This window comes from Streptomyces gardneri, from assembly GCF_006539185.1.
Classification (GTDB): Bacteria; Actinomycetota; Actinomycetes; order Streptomycetales; family Streptomycetaceae; genus Streptomyces; species Streptomyces gardneri.
The window spans coordinates 13603-33787 of record NZ_BJMN01000071.1; the positions used below are offsets into that span (position 1 = coordinate 13603).

14 protein-coding genes and 1 tRNA gene are annotated in these 20185 nt (G+C 70.1%); 6 read left to right on the forward strand and 9 right to left on the reverse strand.

The window, feature by feature from the left end; genetic code table 11:
* Positions 1–16: 16 nt before the first annotated feature.
* Positions 17–1405 (forward strand): pyridoxal phosphate-dependent decarboxylase family protein, encoded by a 1389-nt coding sequence (locus SGA01_RS37340; RefSeq protein ID WP_141302589.1) that lies wholly within the window; start codon positions 17–19, stop codon positions 1403–1405.
* Positions 1402–2817: a lysine N(6)-hydroxylase/L-ornithine N(5)-oxygenase family protein gene (locus SGA01_RS37345; protein WP_141302591.1), complete on the forward strand. Its 1416-nt coding sequence runs from the start codon at positions 1402–1404 to the stop codon at positions 2815–2817. Before SGA01_RS37340 ends, SGA01_RS37345 begins: the two co-directional genes overlap by 4 nt.
* Positions 2818–2820: 3 nt before the next feature.
* Here the strand turns inward: SGA01_RS37345 and SGA01_RS37350 are convergent, their stop codons facing one another.
* A complete protein-coding gene (locus tag SGA01_RS37350; protein WP_141302592.1) occupies positions 2821–4617 on the reverse strand; it encodes a 5'-nucleotidase C-terminal domain-containing protein in 1797 nt (598 codons plus the stop codon).
* Positions 4618–4779: 162 nt separating this feature from the next.
* Between SGA01_RS37350 and SGA01_RS37355 the strand changes: the two genes are divergently transcribed.
* Positions 4780–5466, forward strand: a complete 687-nt coding sequence (locus tag SGA01_RS37355) for an SIMPL domain-containing protein (protein ID WP_141302594.1) — start codon at positions 4780–4782, stop codon at positions 5464–5466.
* Positions 5467–5612: 146 nt separating this feature from the next.
* Positions 5613–7040, forward strand: coding sequence for a pyruvate kinase (gene pyk, locus SGA01_RS37360; protein ID WP_141302596.1), 1428 nt, complete (start codon positions 5613–5615; stop codon positions 7038–7040).
* A 55-nt stretch (positions 7041–7095) separates the two neighbouring features.
* Here pyk and SGA01_RS37365 read toward each other — a convergent pair.
* Positions 7096–7168: transfer RNA gene (locus SGA01_RS37365), tRNA-Leu, on the reverse strand.
* A 116-nt stretch (positions 7169–7284) separates the two neighbouring features.
* Here SGA01_RS37365 and SGA01_RS37370 point away from each other — a divergent pair.
* The gene (locus tag SGA01_RS37370; protein ID WP_055646376.1) at positions 7285–7938 is read left to right on the forward strand and encodes an ANTAR domain-containing response regulator; all 654 of its coding nucleotides are present in this window, start codon (positions 7285–7287) and stop codon (positions 7936–7938) included.
* 112 nt (positions 7939–8050) lie between these two features.
* Here SGA01_RS37370 and SGA01_RS37375 read toward each other — a convergent pair whose 3' ends face one another.
* From SGA01_RS37375 to SGA01_RS37405, 7 genes are all read right to left on the reverse strand, one after another.
* Positions 8051–8767 carry an ABC transporter ATP-binding protein gene (locus SGA01_RS37375; protein ID WP_030325214.1) on the reverse strand — a complete coding sequence of 239 codons (717 nt, stop codon included), beginning with the start codon at positions 8765–8767 and terminating at the stop codon, positions 8051–8053.
* Entirely contained in the window at positions 8764–9810 is a 1047-nt protein-coding gene (locus SGA01_RS37380) for an ABC transporter ATP-binding protein (RefSeq protein WP_141302598.1), read from the reverse strand. The genes SGA01_RS37375 and SGA01_RS37380 overlap by 4 nt, the downstream gene beginning before the upstream one ends.
* 3 nt (positions 9811–9813) lie before the next feature.
* Entirely contained in the window at positions 9814–11646 is a 1833-nt protein-coding gene (locus tag SGA01_RS37385; RefSeq protein WP_141302600.1) for a branched-chain amino acid ABC transporter permease, read from the reverse strand.
* A 5-nt stretch (positions 11647–11651) separates the two neighbouring features.
* On the reverse strand, positions 11652–12581 hold the full coding sequence (locus SGA01_RS37390) for a branched-chain amino acid ABC transporter permease (protein WP_055644126.1): 930 nt from the start codon (positions 12579–12581) through the stop codon (positions 11652–11654).
* 116 nt (positions 12582–12697) lie between these two features.
* Positions 12698–13918 carry a branched-chain amino acid ABC transporter substrate-binding protein gene (locus SGA01_RS37395; protein ID WP_141302606.1) on the reverse strand — a complete coding sequence of 407 codons (1221 nt, stop codon included), beginning with the start codon at positions 13916–13918 and terminating at the stop codon, positions 12698–12700.
* Positions 13919–14467: 549 nt separating this feature from the next.
* Positions 14468–14953, reverse strand: coding sequence for a hotdog fold thioesterase (locus tag SGA01_RS37400; protein ID WP_055644128.1), 486 nt, complete (start codon positions 14951–14953; stop codon positions 14468–14470).
* Between the two features lie 53 nt (positions 14954–15006).
* Positions 15007–17289 (reverse strand): FdhF/YdeP family oxidoreductase, encoded by a 2283-nt coding sequence (locus tag SGA01_RS37405; RefSeq protein ID WP_141302602.1) that lies wholly within the window; start codon positions 17287–17289, stop codon positions 15007–15009.
* A 136-nt stretch (positions 17290–17425) separates the two neighbouring features.
* Here SGA01_RS37405 and polA point away from each other — a divergent pair, with 136 nt between their 5' ends.
* On the forward strand, positions 17426–20146 hold the full coding sequence (gene polA / locus SGA01_RS37410) for a DNA polymerase I (protein ID WP_141302604.1): 2721 nt from the start codon (positions 17426–17428) through the stop codon (positions 20144–20146).
* The last annotated feature ends 39 nt before the right edge of the window (positions 20147–20185 follow it).

The following is a 20185-nucleotide window of genomic DNA, read 5'->3' on the forward strand; positions in this document are numbered from 1 at the left end:
CGGCACGCTGTCGTCCATGTGTGCCGCATCCCCACCCCTCGCCGGAGGCGCCCCCGGCGCCGATGCCCTCCGCCCCCTCCTGGACACCGTCCTCGACGCCCTGCGCGTCGGCGCCGAGGAGCGGGGCGGACCCCTTCCGGCCGGCGGGCCGGAGGCCGTCGCGGCACGGGTGGAGGCCCTCGGGGCCGTACTCCCCGAGACCGGCACCGGCCCCCACGAGGCCCTCCGCACCCTCGTCCGGGCCCTCGCGGCCGGCGCCGCCGACCCGGCGCACCCGCTCTGCGCCGCCCACCTCCACACCCCGCCCCTCGCGCTCGCCGCCGCCGCCGACCTCGCCGCCTCCGCGCTCAACCCGTCCATGGACTCCTGGGACCAGGCCCCCGCCGCCTCCGCCCTCGAAGCCCTGGTCACGGCCGCCCTCGCCGCCGAGGCCTTCCCGGCGGCGCGGCACCCCGACGCCCTCGTCACCACCGGCGGCACCGAGTCCAACCAGCTCGCCCTGCTCCTCGCGCGCGAACGCCACGCCGGACACGACCGTCCCGTCCGGACCGTCGTCGGCGCCAACGCCCACCACTCCTTCCACCGCGCCGCCTGGCTCCTCGGCCTCCCCGCCCCCGTCACCGTCCCCACTCCGCACGGCGTCCTCGAACCGGCCGCCCTCGCCGAGGCCCTGGCACACACCGGGGGCCCCGTCCTCGTCGCCGCCACCGCCGGCACCACCGACGAGGGCCTGATCGACCCGCTCCCGGAGCTCGCCGACGTCTGCGCGGCCCACGGCGCCGAGCTCCACGTCGACGCCGCCTACGGAGGCCCCGCCCTCCTCAGCCGCACCCACCGCCACCTCCTCGACGGCCTCGACCGGGCCCGTACCGTCACCGTCGACCTGCACAAGCTCGGCTGGCAGCCGGCCGCCGCCGGACTCCTCGCCGTACGCGACGCCGACGACCTCACCGTCCTCGGCCACACCGCCGACTACCTCAACGCCGACGACGACACCGAGGCCGGCCTCCCCGACCTCCTCGGCCGCTCCCTGCGCACGACCCGCCGCCCGGACGTCCTCAAGACGGCCGTCACCCTCCGCGCCCTCGGCCGCTCCGGCCTCGGCGCCCTCGTCGACGCGTGCATGTCCCTCGCCCAGGACCTCGCCGACCTCGTGGAGAAGACCCCCGGCCTCGACCTGCGCGCCCGGCCCACCCTCACGACCGTCCTCTTCCGTCCGACCGAGGCCGACGACGAGACCGTCGCCGCGATCCGCCGCACCCTCCTCGCCGAGGGCCGCGCGGTCCTCGGCCGCGCCGAGGCGGACGGCCGCCTCTGGCTCAAGGCCACCCTGCTCAACCCCCACGCCACCCCCGGCGATCTGGCACAGCTCATCACCCTCGTGGAAGGCAGCGCGCACCGATGACCGGCAGCACTCCCAAGGACGAACTCGACCGGCCCCACGACCTGGTGGGCGTCGGCATCGGCCCCTTCAACCTCTCGCTCGCCGCCCTCGCGCACGGCATCCCCGGCGGCCTCGCGGCCACCTTCTACGAGCAGCGGCCTGCCTTCCACTGGCACCCCGGCCTCCTCATCGAGGGCGCCACCCTCCAGGTCCCCTTCCTCGCCGACCTGGTGACCCTCGCGGACCCCGCCAGCCCCTGGACCTTCCTCAACTACCTGAAGAGCCGCGAGCGCCTCTTCCCCTTCTACTTCGCGGAGAAGTTCCACATCCAGCGCGCCGAGTACGACGCGTACTGCCGCTGGGTCAGCGAGCGGCTCCCCGGCCTCCACTTCGGCCACCAGGTCGACTCCGTCCGCTGGAACCCCGAGCGCCGCCTCTTCGAGGTCGACTTCACCCAGATCGATCCGGAGGGCGAGGCCGAGGCCCTCGGCCGCGCCTACGCCCGGAACGTCGTCCTCGGGGTCGGCACCGAGCCGTACGTCCCCGAGCCCCTCCGGCCGCTCGCCGAAGCCCCCGGCGTCCCCGTGATCCACTCGGCCGACTACCTCACCCACCGCGCGTCGCTCCTCGCCGCCGATCACGTCACCGTCATCGGCTCGGGCCAGTCCGGCGCCGAGGTCTTCCTCGACCTGCTCCGCGCCCGGCCCGCCGGAGCCGAGCGGATCCACTGGCTGGCCCGCACCGAGGCCTTCGCGCCCATGGAGTACTCGAAGCTCGGCCTGGAGCACTTCACCCCCGACTACACCCGCTACTTCCACTCCCTGCCCGAGCCCGTACGCGGCGAACTCGTGCCCCGTCAGTGGCAGCTGCACAAGGGCATCGACGCCGACACCATCGCCGCCATCCACGACGAGCTCTACCGCCGCACCCTGCACGGCGGCTGGCCCGACGCCGTCCTCACCCCCGGCGTCCGGGTCCGCACCGCCGGTCGCGTCGCCACCACACAGGTCGAACTGCACCTGGAACACCTCCAGCAGGGCACCCGCTCCCGGCTCACCACCGACGCCGTCGTCCTCGCGACCGGCTACCGCGAGCGCCCCGTGGACCGGATGCTCGCCGGGCTCGACCCGTACCTGCGGCACGACGCCTCGGGCCGCGCCCGGATCGACGAGCGGTACCGGCTGGTCCTCGACCCCTCCGTCACCGGCTCCGTGTACGTCCAGAACGCCGAGAAGCACACCCACGGCGTCGGCGCCCCCGACCTCGGCCTCGCCGCCTGGCGCAGCGCGGCCATCCTCAACGCGGTCACCGGCAAGGAGCCCTACCCGCTCCCGCGCCGCACGGCCTTCACCAGCTTCGGCCTGGAAGCGCGAGAGGCGCCGAGCATCCCGGCCCAGGACCGGAAGCTGACGCCTCTCACTCAGAACGTGTGACGACTAGAAGACCGGCACGCCGTCCCGGGTCAGCTTCCAGTCCACCGAAGCGAACAGACCCGGGTCGACCGTCCCCTTCGCCTTCACCCACTGGATGATGGTGTTGCGGATCTCGTCCGAGTTCGCCCACAGCTGCTGGGCGTTCGCGATGTGCGGGAACGCGCCGCCACCGCTCGCCCGGTAGTTGTTGACCGCGAGGACGAACTTCGCGGCCGGGTCGAGCGGCTTGCCCTCGAAGGACAGACCGACGATCCGCTGCCCGACGGGCTTCGCGATGTCGATCTCGTACGTCAGACCCGACACGGCGTCGTAGTTGTAGTCCGGCGTGCCGTCCGCGTTCGTCAGCTTCGCCGTGTCCACGGGCGCGCCCGCCGCCGTCAGGACGTAGTACTTCGCCGAGTACTCCAGGTAGTCCTTCAGCTGGGCACCCGTCATCAGACGGGCCTCCAGGGTGTTCTCGAAGGGGTAGAGCCCGGCGGCGTCCTTGATGGAGATGGCACCGGCCGGGATGCGGGCCGTACGCGAGAAGCAGGAGGCCTGCGAGAGCACCGGAAGCGCGGCGTGCGCGCCGCCCGCGAGGGCCGCCTTCACCGTCTCCGCCTGGACGACGTTGATCAGGTCGATGATCGGCTCGTCCTTCCACGGCGCGTCGGCCGTGGTCATGACCGCCGTGGAGGTGCCGATGACCTGGTTGACGTAGTCGACGACCTTCCGGTGCTCGTCCGCGAGCAGCCCGGTGATCTCCGGGTCCTCCGCCACCAGGTTGGAGTTGAGGACCTGCGCGGCGACCTTCTCGACGACCCAGCGGCCCTTCTCCCACACCAGGTCGAAGTCGAAGGTGGTGAGGCGCTGGCCCCACTTGAGCGGCTCGGACAGGACGACGTCCTTGCCGGTCTCCTTGTTCTTCACCCGGTACTCGGGGATCTCGGTGTGCGCGTGGCCGACGAGGATCGCGTCGATGCCCGGCACCTGCTCGGCGACGAGCCCGGCCGCGTTCTCGATGTGGGGGAGCTGGTCACCGTACGAGGAGGTGCCGCTGGAGCCGGAGTGCGCCGAGACGACGACCACGTCCGCGCCCATCGAGCGCAGCTTCGGCACCCACTTCGCGGCCTGCTCCTCCAGACCGGGGAAGACCATCTTCCCGGAGACGTTCGCCTTGTCCCAGATGGCGATGCCCGGGTTGGTCAGGCCGAGTATCGCGACCTTGACGTCCTTGCCGTGCGGGGTGCGCATCCGGTGCATGCTGTACGGGGGGAAGGCCGGGCGCAGGGTCTTCGCGTCGAGCGCGTTGGCGCCGAGCAGCGGGAAGTCGCACTGCTCCTCGAACTTCCGCAGCACCGGGATGCCGTAGTTGAACTCGTGGTTGCCGAGCGCGGCGGCGTCGTAGCCGATGGCGTTCATCGCCTGGGCCATCGGGTGGACCGGGCCGCCGGCCCGGGTGATGGGGTCGACCTTGGCGTAGTAGTAGGACAGCTGGGTGCCCTGGATGGTGTCGCCGGCGTCGATGAGGAGGGTGTTGCAGCGGCCCTTGGCCGCGCGGACCTGGTCGACGAGGGTGGAGATCTTGGCGAGACCGATGTCGTTGTGCGCCTTGTCGTCGAACTCCTTGTCCGTGAAGTAGTCCCAGTTGAAGACGTTCCCGTGCAGGTCGGTCGTGCCCATCACGGTGAACGAGTACCGCTTCGCCGGCTTGGGGCGGTGTCCGTGGGCCTCGGCGGGGGCGGCGACACCCGCGGTGAGGGCGGCTCCGGCCCCGACGGCCACGGAGCTCTCCAGGAACGTCCGGCGGTTCAACGGCATGTGTTTCTCCTTGGTTCGATGGCGTTGCTCGCGGCGCACGATCAGCACGCACAACGCGCGTAGATTCTGGCTCAGGGCGGCACGTCGGCAACAGCCCTTTCGGGTTACGGAGTGGGAAAGTGTTCGGTGGACGATCGTTACCGAACATGAAGGAGTCAGGACGTGACGCAGGAACAAGCGAGCCCGCAGGCCCCGCAGGTGACGGTGCGTGGCGAGGGCCGGCTCGAGGTCGATCCCGAGTTCGCCCGGATCTGGGTGACGGTCTCCGCGCGCGGTACGGACCGCTCGGCGACGCTCGCGGAGCTGACCCGGCGGAACGGACAGGTGCTCGACCTCGTCAAGGCGCAGGGGGAGACGGTCGAGAAGCTGGAGACGGGCCGGTTCTCGATCTCACCGGAGCTCGGCAGGCGCGGGCGCGGCGAGCGGGTGCACGCCTACGTGGGCCGGGTGCGGCTGACGGCCGAGCTGACCGACTTCACGGCCCTCGGTGAGCTGGTGACCCGGCTCGCCGATGTGGAGATGACGGGCGTCGACGGCCCGTGGTGGGAGCTGCGGCCGGACTCCCCGGCGTACGCCGAGGCGCGCCGCCTCGCGGTGACGGAGGCCGTGCAGCGGGCGCGGGCGTACGCGTCGGCCCTTGGCACCTCGCTGGCCTCACTCCTCGAACTCTCGGACGCCGGGCTCGAAGGCCCCGGCATGTCGGCGATGTCCCCGGTCTTCGCCGCGGCGCCGGCGGGCTTCGCGGCGGAGCGGGCCGGCGAGGCACCTCCGCTGGACCTCGAACCGCAGCGGCAGACGGTCACCGCCGAGGTCGTCGCGCGCTTCACGATGGTGCCGCCCGCACTCTGAGACAAGGGGCGCGGGGGCGCGAAAATCGCTCATCGGAGCACCCCGGTGCACAGATTCAAGTCTTGTCAACAACCTTTCACGGAAAGGTTGTTGAGTAGTCATGCCGCACCAATTTCCTACTGATGGGTAAGGCCTAGGCTCGACTTATGCGCCGAGCGAAAATCGTTTGTACCCTTGGGCCCGCCACCGAAACATACGACCAGATCAAGGCGTTGATCGAGGCCGGAATGGACGTGGCCCGCTTCAACCTCAGTCACGGCACGTACGCCGAGCACGAGGAGCGCTACCAGCGCGTACGCAAAGCCTCCGACGAGACCGGTCGCAGCATCGGTGTGCTCGCCGACCTTCAAGGCCCGAAGATCCGTCTCGGCCGCTTCCGTGAAGGTCCCGTACTCCTTGAACGCGGCGACGAGTTCGCCATCACCGTCGAGTCGATGGAGGGCGACCGCCACTGCTGCGGGACGACCTACTCCGGCCTCGCCGCGGACGTGACCGCCGGCGAGCGCATCCTCGTCGACGACGGCCGCGTCACCCTGGAGGTCACCTCCGTCGAGGGCCCCCGGGTGAACACCCTGGTCATCGAGGGCGGCATGGTCTCCGACCACAAGGGCCTGAACCTCCCGGGCGTCGCCGTCTCCGTGCCCGCCCTGTCCGAGAAGGACATCGAGGACCTCCGCTGGGCCCTGCGCATCGGCGCCGACGTCATCGCCCTGTCCTTCGTCCGCAGCGCCCGGGACATCGTGGACGTCCACCGGATCATGGACGAGGAGGGCCGCCGGCTGCCCGTCATCGCCAAGATCGAGAAGCCGCAGGCCGTCGAGAACATCGAGGAGATCGTCGCCGCCTTCGACGGCATCATGGTCGCCCGCGGCGACCTGGGCGTCGAAATGCCCCTGGAGCAGGTGCCGATCGTCCAGAAGCGGGCGGTCAAGCTGGCCAAGCGCAACGCCAAGCCGGTCATCGTCGCCACCCAGATGCTCGACTCGATGATCGACAACTCCCGCCCCACGCGCGCCGAGGCGAGCGACGTGGCGAACGCGGTCATCGACGGCACCGACGCCGTCATGCTCTCCGGCGAGACCAGCGTCGGCCGCTACCCGGTCGAGACGGTCCGCACCATGAGCCGGATCGTCGAGGCCGCCGAGGAGGACGTCCTCGCCAAGGGGCTGCCGCCGCTGACCGAGCGCAACAAGCCCCGCACCCAGGGCGGCGCCGTCGCCCGGGCCGCCGCCGAGATGGGCGACTTCCTCGGGGCCAAGTTCCTGGTGGCCTTCACCCAGTCCGGCGACACGGTCAAGCGGCTCTCCCGCTACCGCTCGCCGATCCCGCTGCTCGCCTTCACGCCGGACCCGGCGACGCGCTCGCAGCTCAACCTCACGTGGGGCGTCGAGACCTTCCTCGGTCCGCACGTCGACTCCACGGACGCGATGGTGGCCCAGGTCGACGAGGAGCTGCTGAGGATCGGGCGCTGCCGGCCGGGCGACATCGTGGTCATCACGGCGGGTTCCCCGCCGGGTGTCGCCGGTTCGACGAACCTGGTCCGGGTCCACCACATCGGCGAGCCCCTGACGTAGGCCGTACGGCGGAGCGCGGACCCATTCGTCTCGAACCTTGGAATCAAAGGTAAAGTGCCCCGGGTGGGATTCGAACCCACGCTGTATGGTGTTTGAGACCACTGCCTCTTCCGCTGGGCTACCGGGGCATCCTTCGAAACGAAGGTCGGTGATCACCCGCCGTGCCCCTACCTTACAGGAGGTGGGTAGGCTCATGGGGAGCTGTATCCGCCTCCGGAACGAGGCCATCGAACGAGGAGCCCGCGTGACCGCCCCCGAGTCGCCCCAGCCCGCCGACGACGCCGAGCCGTCGCACGTCCCGCCGCTGACGACCCGCGTCGTCATCGCCGAGGACGAGGCGCTCATCCGCCTCGACCTCAAAGAGATGCTGGAAGAAGAGGGCTACACGGTCGTCGGTGAGGCCGGAGACGGCGCCACCGCCGTCGAGCTCGCCCGCGAGCACCGCCCCGACCTCGTCATCCTCGACGTGAAGATGCCCGTCCTCGACGGCATCTCCGCCGCCGAGAAGATCGCCGGCGAGTCCATCGCCCCGGTCCTCATGCTGACCGCCTTCTCGCAGCGCGACCTCGTCGAGCGCGCCCGGGACGCCGGCGCCATGGCGTACCTGGTCAAGCCGTTCAGCAAGAGCGACGTGGTGCCCGCCATCGAGATGGCCGTCTCCCGCTTCGCCGAGCTGCGCGCCCTGGAGAAGGAGGTCGCCGACCTCTCCCTCCGTCTGGAGACCCGCAAGCTGGTGGACCGCGCCAAGTCGATCCTGCAGACCCAGTACGGGCTGACGGAGCCGGCCGCGTTCCGCTGGATCCAGAAGACCTCCATGGACCGGCGCATGTCGATGCAGCAGGTCGCCGAGGCGGTCATCGAGGACGCCGAGGAGAAGAAGGCGGCCAAGGGCCAGTAAGCCCCGGAGCCGTACGGCGCGGCCGGAGCCCGCTCCGTACGCGCCACATGAAGAAGGCCCGCCCCACGTCACTGTGGGGCGGGCCTTCCGTCTGTGGTGCGGACCGAACCGGTCAGTCCTCGCCGAGGTACGCCTTGCGGACGGACTCGTCGTGGAGCAGGTTCTGTCCCGTGCCCGAGAGCACGACCTTGCCGATCTCCATGACGTGACCCTGGTCCGCCAGGGCGAGCGCGGCCTGGGCGTTCTGCTCGACGAGCAGGATCGTGGTGCCCTGGGCCTTCAGCTCGGCGATCGTCGCCATGATCTTCTGCATCATGATCGGCGAGAGGCCCATGGAGGGCTCGTCGAGCATGAGCAGCTTCGGCTGGGACATCAACGCCCGGCCCATGGCGAGCATCTGCTGCTCACCACCGGAGAGCGTGCCGGCGGCCTGCTTGCGACGCTCGCCCAGGATCGGGAAGAGGTCGTAGGCGCGCTGGACGTCCTTGGCGATGCCCGCGGTGTCCTTCCGGAGGAAGGCGCCGAGGAGGAGGTTCTCCTCGATCGTCATGCGGGGGAAGATGTGCCGGCCCTCGGGGGAGTGGGCCAGACCCAGCGAGACGATCTTGTGCGCGGGGATCTTGCGGAGGGACTTGCCCTCGAACTTGATCTGGCCGCCGACCGGCTTGAGGAGCCCGGAGAGGGTCCGCAGGGTGGTGGTCTTCCCGGCGCCGTTGGTGCCGATGAGGGTGACGACCTCACCGGCGTTGACGGAGAAGGAGATGCCCTTGACGGCCTCGATCTTCCCGTAGGCGACGCGCAGGTCCTCGACTTCGAGCAGTGCGGTCATGCGTCGTTCTCCTTGCCCGAAGCAGGGTCGTGCGGGGTGTCCTCCGAGGACTCCGGGGCGTCGGCGGCCTCAGGGGCGTCCTCGGCGGGCTCGTCCTCGGCGGAATCGTCCTCCGACGGCTCGTCCTCGGTCGCCTCGTCCTCCGACGAAGCTTCCTCGGCCGGTGCGTCCTTGGCGGGCGCGTCCTTGGCGGGGGCGTCCTCGGCTGGGGCCTCCACCTCCGGCGTGCTCTCCGCGACGGGCTCGCCCAGGTACGCGGCGATGACCCGCTCGTCGCTCTGGACGGTCTGGCTGTCGCCCTCGATCAGCTTCTGGCCCTGGACGAGCACGGCGACCCGGTCGCAGAGGTTGAAGATGAACCGCATGTCGTGCTCGATGACGAGCACGGCGACGCCCATGTCCCGGATGGCGAAGATGAGTTCCTCCGCCGCCCGCGTCTCCTGCGGGTTCATGCCGGCGGTGGGCTCGTCGAGCAGGATCAGACCGGGGTCGCTCGCGAGGGCGCGGGCGATCTCCAGCTTGCGCTGCTCTCCGTACGGGAGGTTCTTGGCGAGGTGCTGCGCCTTGTCCTGGAGGCCGATGAACTCCAGGAGCTCCATGGCCTTCTCGGTCGCCTCCGCCTCGGCCTTCTTGAAGCCGGGCAGACGGAGCAGCGCCGACCAGAGGCCCTGCTTCATCCGGGTGTGGCGTCCGACGAGGACGTTCTCCAGGACCGTCATGTTGTGGAACAGACGGATGTTCTGGAAGGTGCGGGCGATGCCGGCGTCGGTGACCTTGTACGACGTGGGCGGCAGGACCTGGCCCTTGTACCGGACCTCACCCTCGGTGGGGACGTAGAGACCGGTGAGGCAGTTGAAGAAGGTGGTCTTGCCGGCGCCGTTGGGGCCGATGAGACCGACGATCTCGCCGCTGTTGACGGTCAGGTTCACATCGCGCACGGCGGTGAGGCCGCCGAAGCGCATGGTGACCCCGCGCGCGTCGAGAACGGTCTCGCCGGCGACCGGCGCCTTGGTGGCGTCGGCGGTCTTCGTGGTGGTCGTCATGGTTCAGGCACCTGCCTTGACGGGCGTGGCGGGCGTCTCGTCGTTCTCGTGGAACTCCAGCTGGTTGCGCCGGTTGGCGATCATGCCCTCCGGGCGGAAGCGCATGAGCAGGATCAGCGCGACGCCGAAGGCGAAGAGCTGGTACTCGCCCATGAACTGGAGCTTGTTCGGGATGAGGAAGAGCAGCGAGGCGCCGACCAGCGGACCGCTCATCGTGCCCATGCCGCCGAGGACGACGGCCGCGAGCAGGAAGGCGGAGTTGGGCGGGATGGGACCGGCGAAGAGGTACTGCTCCGGCGTCACCGTGTAGGTGACGTGGGCCTGCACCGTACCGGCGAGACCGGCGAGCGAGGCACCGAGCGCGAAGGCGATGAGCTTGACCCGGAAGCCGTTGATGCCCATGGCGAGCGCGGCGGTCTCGTCCTCGCGGATGGCGACCCAGGCGCGGCCGATACGGGAGTCGCCGCTGCGCCGGAAGACCAGCACGACGACCGCCATGATCAGCAGCATCAGGAAGAAGTAGTTCGCGAAGCGGCCGATGGTGAATCCGGCGATCGCGTGCTCGGCGCCGAAGTCGAACCCGAAGATGTTCAGGTTCGGGATGGACGCGATGCCGTTGGAGCCGTTGGTGATGTCCGGACCCGAGGTGCCGTCGGTGTTCATGACGGCGATACGGAAGATCTCACCGAAACCGAGCGTCACGATGGCGAGGTAGTCGCCGCGCAGCCGCAGGGTCGGGGCGCCGATGAGGACACCGAAGACCAGGGAGGCTCCGGCGCCGACCAGCACGGCGGCCCAGAAGGGGAAGTGCACGCCGAACGGGGAGGTCGGGGCTCCCGAGACGAGGGCGGCCGCGTAGGCGCCGACGCCGAGGAAGGCGACGTAACCGAGGTCGAGGAGACCGGCGAGGCCGACGACGATGTTCAGGCCCAGGGCGACCGTGGCGAAGATCAGGATGTAGACGCCGAGCGTCGCGTACTGGTCGTCGGTCTGGGTGAAGGGGAAGAGCGCCGCCGCGGTGAACGCGCCCGCGATGGTGAGGTTCTGGTGCTTCTTGGTGAGCTGCGTGGCCTGCTGCATGAGGCCCGACTTGTTGATCGCGGCGAAGCCGACGCCGGCCGTGATCAGGAAGCCGAGGAACAGCTCGTCGTACTCGGTGCCGACGCCGTAGGTGAAGACGCCGAGCGCCACGGCGAGGATGCCCGTGATGATCAGGATCTCGACCGAGGAGTGCATCGGGGGCAGCTTGCGGGCGGTGCCGGTGGCGGCGAAGGCGCCCTTGAAGGCCGTCCAGCCGTTTCCTGCACGGTGCTTGAACTGGTCCCAGCCGGTGTCCTCGGGGTCCACGGGGTGAACCGAGGGCCGCTCGAAGGGGAGAGCGAGGGCACCGAGGAGGGTGATCAGGGTGGCGAACGCGACGATCGCGCCGCCCGGCTCCAGGTTGACCGGTCCGCCGAGCGAGATGCTGATCGCGGCGACGGTGTACCAGGTGGTGCCGAACGCGGCGAGCGCGGCGACCTTGACGGCCGCGTCGGCGCCGGCCGGGGTCAGCCAGCGGGTGCCCTTGACGCCGTACGAGGAGAGGGCGAAGAGGGCGGTGAGCAGACCCAGCACCAGGACCTGGAGCTGGAGGCCGGCCGGGGAGCCGTAGTACGTGAGGTCGCCGGGGAACGTGGGCGTCCAGGTCCAGGCGAGGAAGCAGCTGGCGACGGTGAGGACGGAGCCGCCCAGGACGAGGGCGCGGGCGGCCTTGGCCGGCAGGAAGCCGATCAGACCGGTCGCCTCGTCCCGCTTGGCGACCGATGCCGCCTGGGTGTTCTCGGAGATGGTGGTCATGGTGCTCACGCCCTGTCCGCGACGCGCTCGCCCAGGAGGCCTTGTGGCCGGGCGAGGAGTACGACGATGAGGAGTACGAAGGCCCAGACGTCGGCCCAGGACTGGCCGCCGAGCTGCTCCATACCGGGGATGTGGCTGACGTACGCCGTCGCCATGGTCTCGGCGATACCGAGGACGACTCCGCCGATCATGGCTCCGTAGATGTTGCCGATACCGCCGAGGACGGCGGCCGTGAAGGCCTTCAGACCGAGGAGGAAGCCCATCTTGTAGTCGACGACGCCGTACTTGAGGCCGTAGGCGACGGCGCCGACGGCGGCCATCGCGGCGCCGAGGGCGAACGCGATCACGATGATCCGGTCCGTGTTGACGCCCATGAGCTTCGCGGTGTCCGGGTCCTGCGCCGTGGCCTGCATGCCGCGGCCGACACGGGTCCGCATGACGAAGAAGGCGAGGACGGCCATGCAGATCGGAGCGGCGATCAGCAGGAAGACGTCACCGGTCTGGATGGTGATGGGGCCGAGCTCGATCGGACCGCCGGGGATCTGCGGGAAGGTCCGGGCGGACTTCGCCTCGGGGTACCACACCCACACCGCGTACTGCAGGGCGAGCGAGAGGCCGATGGCCGTGATGAGCGGGGCGAGGCGGGGGCCGCCCCGTAGCGGACGGTAGGCGAACCGTTCCGCTCCGACGGCTATGGTGGTCGCGACGATCACGGCACCGATGATCATGACGGGCAGCGCGACCCACATGCTGGTGCCGCCGGGCAGGATGAGCCAGACCGTGAGCGCCCCGAAGCCGCCGGTCATGAAGATCTCGCCATGGGCGAAGTTGATGAGCTGGACGATGCCGTAGACCATCGTGTAGCCGACGGCGACGAGCCCGTACATGGATCCCAGTAGCAGGCCGTTGACCAGCTGCTGCGGCAGTTCGTTCACCGCATTGTCCTCCGAGACTTTCGACGGATGTGACACCGCGCGGGGAGCCTGGTGCGGCCCCCCGCGCGGTGAAAGTGGTGCTGAGTAGTGCTGGTGATGCGGAGCGGGAAGGTTGATCAGCCGCCGAAGGTGTCGGACTTGACCGGCTTGAACGCGCCGCCCTCGACCTTGTAGACCGTCAGCTGCTTGTTGGTGGTGTCACCGAACTCGTCGAAGGAGACCTTGCCGGTCACGCCCTCGAAGGAGACACCCTGCATGGCCTCGACGACCTTGGCGCGCTCGGGGGCCTTGCCACCGTTGCCCTCGGCGGCCTTCTTGACGGCCTCGATGATCGCCCAGGTGGAGTCGTAGGCGTAACCGCCGTAGGCCTCGTAGGCCTCCTTGTAGCCCTTGGCCTTGTAGTTGGCCAGGAACTCCTTGGCGGAGTCGAGGGACTCGATCGGCGCGCCGACCGAGGTGGCGATGTCGCCGTTGGTCGCGGCCGCGCCACCGAGCTTCACGTACTCGGGGCTGTAGATCGCGTCGCCACCGACGACGACGACCTTCGCGCCGGCTTCCTTGATCTGCTTGGCCAGCGGGCCGGCGGCCGGGTACTCGCCACCGTAGTAGACGACGTCGGCGCCGGAGCTCTTCACCTTGGTCGCGACCGCGGAGAAGTCCTTGGTGTCGGGGTTGATGTGCTCGGTGCCGAGGACCTTGCCGCCGAGCTTCTCGAACTCGCCCTTGAAGGTGCCCGCGAGGCCGGCGCCGTAGGTCTTCTTGTCGTCGATGATGAAGGCCTTGGTCTTCTTGGCCTCGTTGAAGACGTACTGCGCGGCGAACGGGCCCTGGATGGCGTCCGTGGTCGCGGTGCGGAAGTACGACTTGTAGGTGCGCTTCTTGTCGCCGGTGCTCCAGTTGATGCCCTGGCTCAGCGCGGGGTTGGTGTTGGCCGGGGAGACCTGCACCAGCTTGGCGTCGTCGAAGACCTTCTGCATCGACTCGGCGACGGAGGAGTTCAGCGGGCCGACGACGCCGAGGACGGACTTGTCGGCGACGAACTTGGTCGCGTTCTGCTGGCCGGCGGAGGGCTGGGCCTGGTCGTCCAGGGACTCCAGCTTGAAGGTCACGCCCTTGACGTAGGCCTTCTCGTTGGCCGTCTTGACCGCGAGGTCGGCCGAGTTCTTGATACCGAGGCCCAGGGCGGACAGCTCACCCGTGAGGGGCGCGTCGAGACCGATGGTCACGGTGACGTTGCCGCCGTCGCCGGCGCCCTTCTCGCCGCCCTTGTCGTCGCGCGAACCACAGGCGGTGAGGGTGAGTGCTCCCGCGGTGACAGCGGTGGTGAGTATGAGCATCGAACGGTTTCGCACGAAGGGTCCTTTCCCTGGCGCGGCCCCCTCGGATGAGGCGGTGCCGTGAAGCTGCGGAGCGAGGGGTGCCGTTTTGGAACGCCGGGCCGTACTGAGTTGGTACAGGGCCGTGCAGTAGAACGCGCCCGGCGGCGCGGTGACTGGCGGTGACTCTAAGCGCAGGTGGGGAGGGTCGGGGAGCGCCGAGGGCAGGATGTGACTGTCTTGTTATGCCGAGGGGGAAAGAGTGTGCGCGCCGCTAGGGAATATCGGGGCATAGCGGTCGGTAATGCAGTGTTCACATAGTGAGAACATGCAGTTCCGCTAAGGGGCTTGAGCGATTCTTGGTACTGACGGTCCGCTCAGCGGACTCTCCGGATATCGGACAGTGGCAGAAACCTCAGCGGACGAATCGGCCCTTCCGTTCCGCCCGGATTTCCCCCGTTCACCTCCCGAATGAAGATCACGGAGAGTGACAATGGGCGGAATCGAAGAGGGGACGACGAAGGGGCGGCACCCCATGGGTGCCGCCCCTTGATCGTCCGTCCGTGCCCGTCAGCCGCCCGTGACGATCTCCGCGTCCTTCGCGGTGATCTCGCGCAGCAGGCAGGTCAGCCGCGCCGAGCAGACCCGCTTGCCCTGCTCGTCGCTGATGACGATCTCGTACGTGGCGGTGGACCGTCCGCGGTGCACGGGGGTCGCCACGCCGGTCACGACGCCGCTGCGCACCCCGCGGTGATGGGTGCAGTTGAGGTCGACGCCGACCGCGATCTTCGACACCCCGCCGTGCAGCATCGAACCGATCGAGCCCAGGGTCTCGGCGAGCACCGCCGAGGCGCCGCCGTGGAGGAGCCCGTACGGCTGCGTGTTGCCCTCCACGGGCATGGTGCCGACGACCCGCTCGGCCGAGGCCTCCAGGATCTGTACGCCCATCCTGTTGCCGAGGTGCCCGGCGGAGAAGAGCGCGGGCAGGTCGACGCCGAGTGCCGCGTACTCGTCGATGACCTCCTGCGGGAACTTCACGTGCTGCTGTTCACCCATGGCCCGGCTCCGTTCGTCTTCGTACGGCATCGCTTGAGCGCCTGAGCAAACGCTTAGGCGGACTGTGATTGTTCCAGACGGACGATCACGGACTTGCTGGCGGGTGTGTTGCTGACGTCCGCCGTGGACTCCAGCGGTACGAGGACGTTCGTCTCCGGGTAGTAGGCCGCCGCGCAGCCCCGGGACGTCGGGTAGTGCACCACCCGGAAGCCGGGCGCCCGCCGCTCGGTCCCGTCCGTCCACTCGCTCACCAGATCCGTGTACGCCCCGTCGGCGAGCCCGAACGCCGCCGCGTCCTCGGGGTGGACGAGGACGACCCTGCGGCCGCCCTTGATGCCCCGGTAGCGGTCGTCGAGACCGTAGATCGTGGTGTTGTACTGGTCGTGCGAGCGGAGCGTCTGGAGCAGCAGCCTGCCCTCCGGCACCTTCGGGTACTCGACGGGCGCGGCCGTGAAGTTGGCCTTGCCGGTCTTCGTGGGGAAGCGGCGCTCGTCGCGCGGGCCGTGCGGCAGCGCGAAGCCGCCCGCGTTCGCCGCGAGGCGGGCGTTGAAGTCCTCGAAACCGGGCACCACGCGCGCGATGCGGTCCCGGATCGTGGCGTAGTCCGCCGCGAACTCCTCCCAGGGCGTGGCCGATCCGGCCCCGAGGGCGGCCCGGGCCATGCGCGCCACGATCGCCGGCTCGGACAGCAGGTGCGGGCTCGCCGGCGGCAGATTGCCGCGCGAGGCGTGCACCAGGCTCATCGAGTCCTCGACCGTCACGATCTGGCGGCCGCTCTTCTGTACGTCCTTGTCGGTGCGCCCGAGCGTGGGCAGGATCAGCGCGCGCGTGCCCGTGACCGCGTGCGAGCGGTTCAGCTTCGTCGACACGTGGACGGTCAGACGGGCGTTGCGCATCGCCGCCTCCGTCACCTCCGTGTCGGGCGTCGCCCCCACGAAGTTGCCGCCCATCGCGAAGAACACCTTCGCCTCGCCGTCGCGCAGCGCCTGGATCGAGCGGACCACGTCGAAGCCGTGGTGACGCGGCGAGACGATCCCGAACTCCTTGTCCAGGGCGTCCAGGAAGGCCGGCGCGGGGCGCTCGAAGATCCCCATCGTCCGGTCGCCCTGCACGTTCGAATGGCCGCGCACCGGGCACACGCCCGCGCCCGGCCGCCCGATGTTCCCGCGCAGCAGAAGGAAGTTGACCACCTCGCGGATGGTCGGCACCGAGTGCTTGTGCTGAGTGAGCCCCATCGCCCAGCAGACGATCGTCCGCTCCGAGGCGAGCACCATCTCCAGCGCCCGCTCGATCTCGGCGCGCGTCAGACCGGTCGCGGCGAGCGTCTCGTCCCAGTCGGCCGCCCGCGCCGCCGCGGTGAACTCCTCGTACCCGTGGGTGTGTTCCCGTACGAACTCCTCGTCGACCGCCCCGGGCGTCTCGAGGACCAGTTTGTTGAGCAGCCGGAAGAGGGCCTGGTCGCCGCCGATCCGGATCTGGAGGAAGAGGTCGGTGAGCGCCGCGCCCTTGAGCATGCCGTGCGGGGTCTGCGGGTTCTTGAACTTCTCCAGACCCGCCTCCGGCAGCGGGTTCACCGAGATGATCCGGGCGCCCGCGGCCTTCGCCTTCTCCAGGGCCGAGAGCATCCGGGGGTGGTTCGTGCCCGGGTTCTGCCCGGCCACGATGATCAGGTCCGCCCGGTGCAGGTCCTCCAGGGAGACGCTGCCCTTGCCGATGCCGATGGTCTCCGTCAGCGCCGAACCCGAGGACTCGTGGCACATGTTGGAGCAGTCCGGGAGGTTGTTCGTGCCGAACTCGCGGGCGAAGAGCTGGAGCAGGAACGCGGCCTCGTTGCTGGTCCGGCCCGAGGTGTAGAACAGCGCCTCGTCGGGGGAGCCCAGGGCCCGGAGCTCCTCGGCGATGATCGCGAAGGCCCGCTCCCAGGTCACCGGCTCGTACCGCTCGCCGCCCTCCGCCAGCAGCATGGGCTCGGTGATACGGCCCTGCTGGCCCAGCCAGTACCCGCTGCGGGTCGCCAGGTCCGCCACCGGGTGCGCGGCGAAGAACTCCGGGGTCACCCGGCGCAGCGTCGCCTCCTCCGCGACCGCCTTCGCGCCGTTCTCGCAGAACTCCGCGACGTGCCGCTTGTCCTCCTCCGGCCACGCGCAGCCCGGACAGTCGAAGCCGTCCTTCTGGTTGACCTTGAGCAGGGTCCGCGCGGTGCGGCCCAGACCCATCTGATCCCGCGCGATGCGCAGGGTGTGCCCGATGGCGGGCAGGCCTGCGGCGGCGTGCTGCGGCGGCGTGACCTGCGGTGCGTCCTGTACCGGGTCACCGGCCGGGGGCTTGCTGACCATCGCGCTCTCCCTTGAGCGGTAATCCTGCGGCGTACGTCTCCGATCCTGTCACGCGCCACCGACGGCGCGGCGGGCCGGGGAGCGCGACGGGGCATGTGCGACCGGGAATGTCAGTGGGCCGTGGGAGGATCGTTCCGTGGCCGAGACAGCATCGAAGAAGACCGAGAAGACCGAAGCGGACCGCCCGCGACTCCTCCTCATGGACGGGCACTCCCTGGCGTACCGCGCGTTCTTCGCGCTGCCCGCGGAGAACTTCACCACCGCGACGGGACAGCCGACGAACGCGATCTACGGGTTCGCCTCGATGCTGGCGAACACCCTGCGCGACGAGGCGCCCACGCACTTCGCGGTCGCGTTCGACGTGTCCCGCAAGACCTGGCGGTCCGACGAGTTCCCCGAGTACAAGGCGAACCGCTCGAAGACCCCCGACGAGTTCAAGGGGCAGGTCGAGCTGATCGGCGAGCTCCTCGACGCGATGAACGTGCCGCGCTTCGCGGTCGACGGCTTCGAGGCCGACGACGTCATCGCGACCCTCACCACCCAGGCCGAGGCCGAGGGCTTCGACGTCCGGATCTTCACCGGCGACCGGGACTCCTTCCAGCTGGTCTCCGAGCACACCACCGTGATCTACCCCACCAAGGGCGTCTCCGAGGTCACCCACTTCACCCCGGAGAAGGTCCAGGAGAAGTACGGCCTGACCCCCTCGCAGTACCCCGACTTCGCCGCCCTGCGCGGCGACCCGTCCGACAACCTCCCGGGCATCCCCGGCGTCGGCGAGAAGACCGCCGCGAAGTGGATCAACCAGTTCGGCTCCTTCGACGAGCTCGTCGCGCGCGCCGAGGAGGTCAAGGGCAAGGCCGGCCAGAACTTCCGTGACCACCTGGAGTCGGTCAAGCTCAATCGCCGCCTGACCGCGATGGTCACGGACGTCGAGCTGCCGAAGGGCGTCACGGACCTCGCCCGCGAGCCGTACGACCGCGGGGCCGTCGCGCTCGTCCTCGACACCCTGGAGATCCGCAACCCCTCGCTGCGCGAGCGGCTCCTCGCCGTCGACCCGGGTGCCGCCGAGGACACCGCCCCGGCCCCTGAGGCGGGCGTCGAGATCGACGGCACCGTCCTCGGCGCCGGCGAGCTCGCCCCCTGGCTCGCCGAGCACGGCACCGAGCCCCTCGGCATCGCCACCGTCGACAGCTGGGCCCTCGGCACGGGGAACGTCAGCGAGATCGCCCTCGCCGCCGCCGGCGGAGCCGCCGCCTGGTTCGAGCCCAGCTCGCTCGACGAGACCGACGAGCGGGCCTGGGCCGCGTGGATCTCCGACCCGGCCCGCCCCAAGGTCATGCACAACGCCAAGGGCGCCATGCGGGTCTTCCCCGAGCACGGCTGGAGCATCGCGGGCGTCACCATGGACACCGCCCTCGCCGCCTACCTCGTCAAGCCCGGCCGGCGCTCCTTCGCGCTCGACGCGCTCTCCGTCGAGTACCTCCACCGCGAGCTCGCCCCGGCGGCCGCCGCCGACGGCCAGCTCGCCTTCGGCGCCGACGACACCGCCGAGGCCGAGGCCCTCATGACCCAGGCACGGGCGGTCCTCGACCTCGCCGAGGCCTTCGACGAGCGGCTCGGCGAGGTCGGGGCCCGCGAGCTCCTCCACGACGTCGAGCTGCCCACCTCCGCCCTCCTCGCCCGCCTGGAGCGGCACGGCATCGCCGCCGACCGCGACCACCTGGAGGCCATGGAGCAGCAGTTCGCCGGGGCCGTGCAGCAGGCCGTGAAGGAGGCGCACGCCTCCGTCGGCCACGAGTTCAATCTCGGCTCGCCCAAGCAGCTCCAGGAGGTCTTCTTCGGCGAGCTCAACCTGCCGAAGACCAAGAAGACCAAGACCGGGTACACGACGGACGCCGACGCCCTCGCCTGGCTGGCCGGCCAGACCGAGCACGACCTGCCCGTGATCATGCTCCGCCACCGCGAGCAGGCCCGCCTGCGCTCCACCGTCGAGGGCCTGATCAAGACGGTCGCCGCCGACGGCCGGATCCACACCACCTTCAGCCAGACGGTGGCCGCGACCGGCCGCCTCTCCTCCACCGACCCGAACCTGCAGAACGTGCCGGTGCGGACGGACGAGGGCCGGGCCATCCGGCACGGCTTCGTCGTCGGCGAGGGCTTCGAGGCCCTCATGACCGCGGACTACAGCCAGATCGAGCTGCGGGTCATGGCCCACCTCTCCGAGGACGAGGGCCTCATCGAGGCCTTCGCCTCCGGCGAGGACCTGCACACCACCGTCGCCTCCCAGGTCTTCGGAGTCGAGCGGTCCGCCGTCGACGCCGAGATGCGCCGCAAGATCAAGGCCATGTCGTACGGCCTGGCCTACGGCCTCTCCGCCTTCGGCCTCTCGCAGCAGCTGAACATCGACCCGGGCGAGGCCCGCGGCCTGATGGACACCTACTTCGAGCGCTTCGGCGGGGTCCGGGACTATCTGCGCCGGGTCGTCGACGAGGCCCGCGCCACCGGGTACACGGAGACGATGCTCGGCCGCCGCCGCTACCTGCCCGACCTCAACAGCGACAACCGGCAGCGCCGCGAGTCCGCCGAGCGGATGGCGCTCAACGCCCCCATCCAGGGCACCGCCGCCGACATCGTCAAGGTCGCCATGCTGAACGTCGACCGCGCGCTCACCGAGGCCGGCCTCGCCTCCCGGATGCTCCTCCAGGTCCACGACGAAATCGTCCTCGAACTGGCCCCCGGCGAGCGGGACCGGGTCGAGACCCTCGTCCGCGACCAGATGTCCGCCGCAGCGGACCTCCGAGCCCCGCTCGACGTCTCGGTAGGCGTGGGCCCGAACTGGGACTCGGCGGCCCACTGACGCTCACGGCAGGCGGGGCCCACCTTGCAGTGGGCCCCG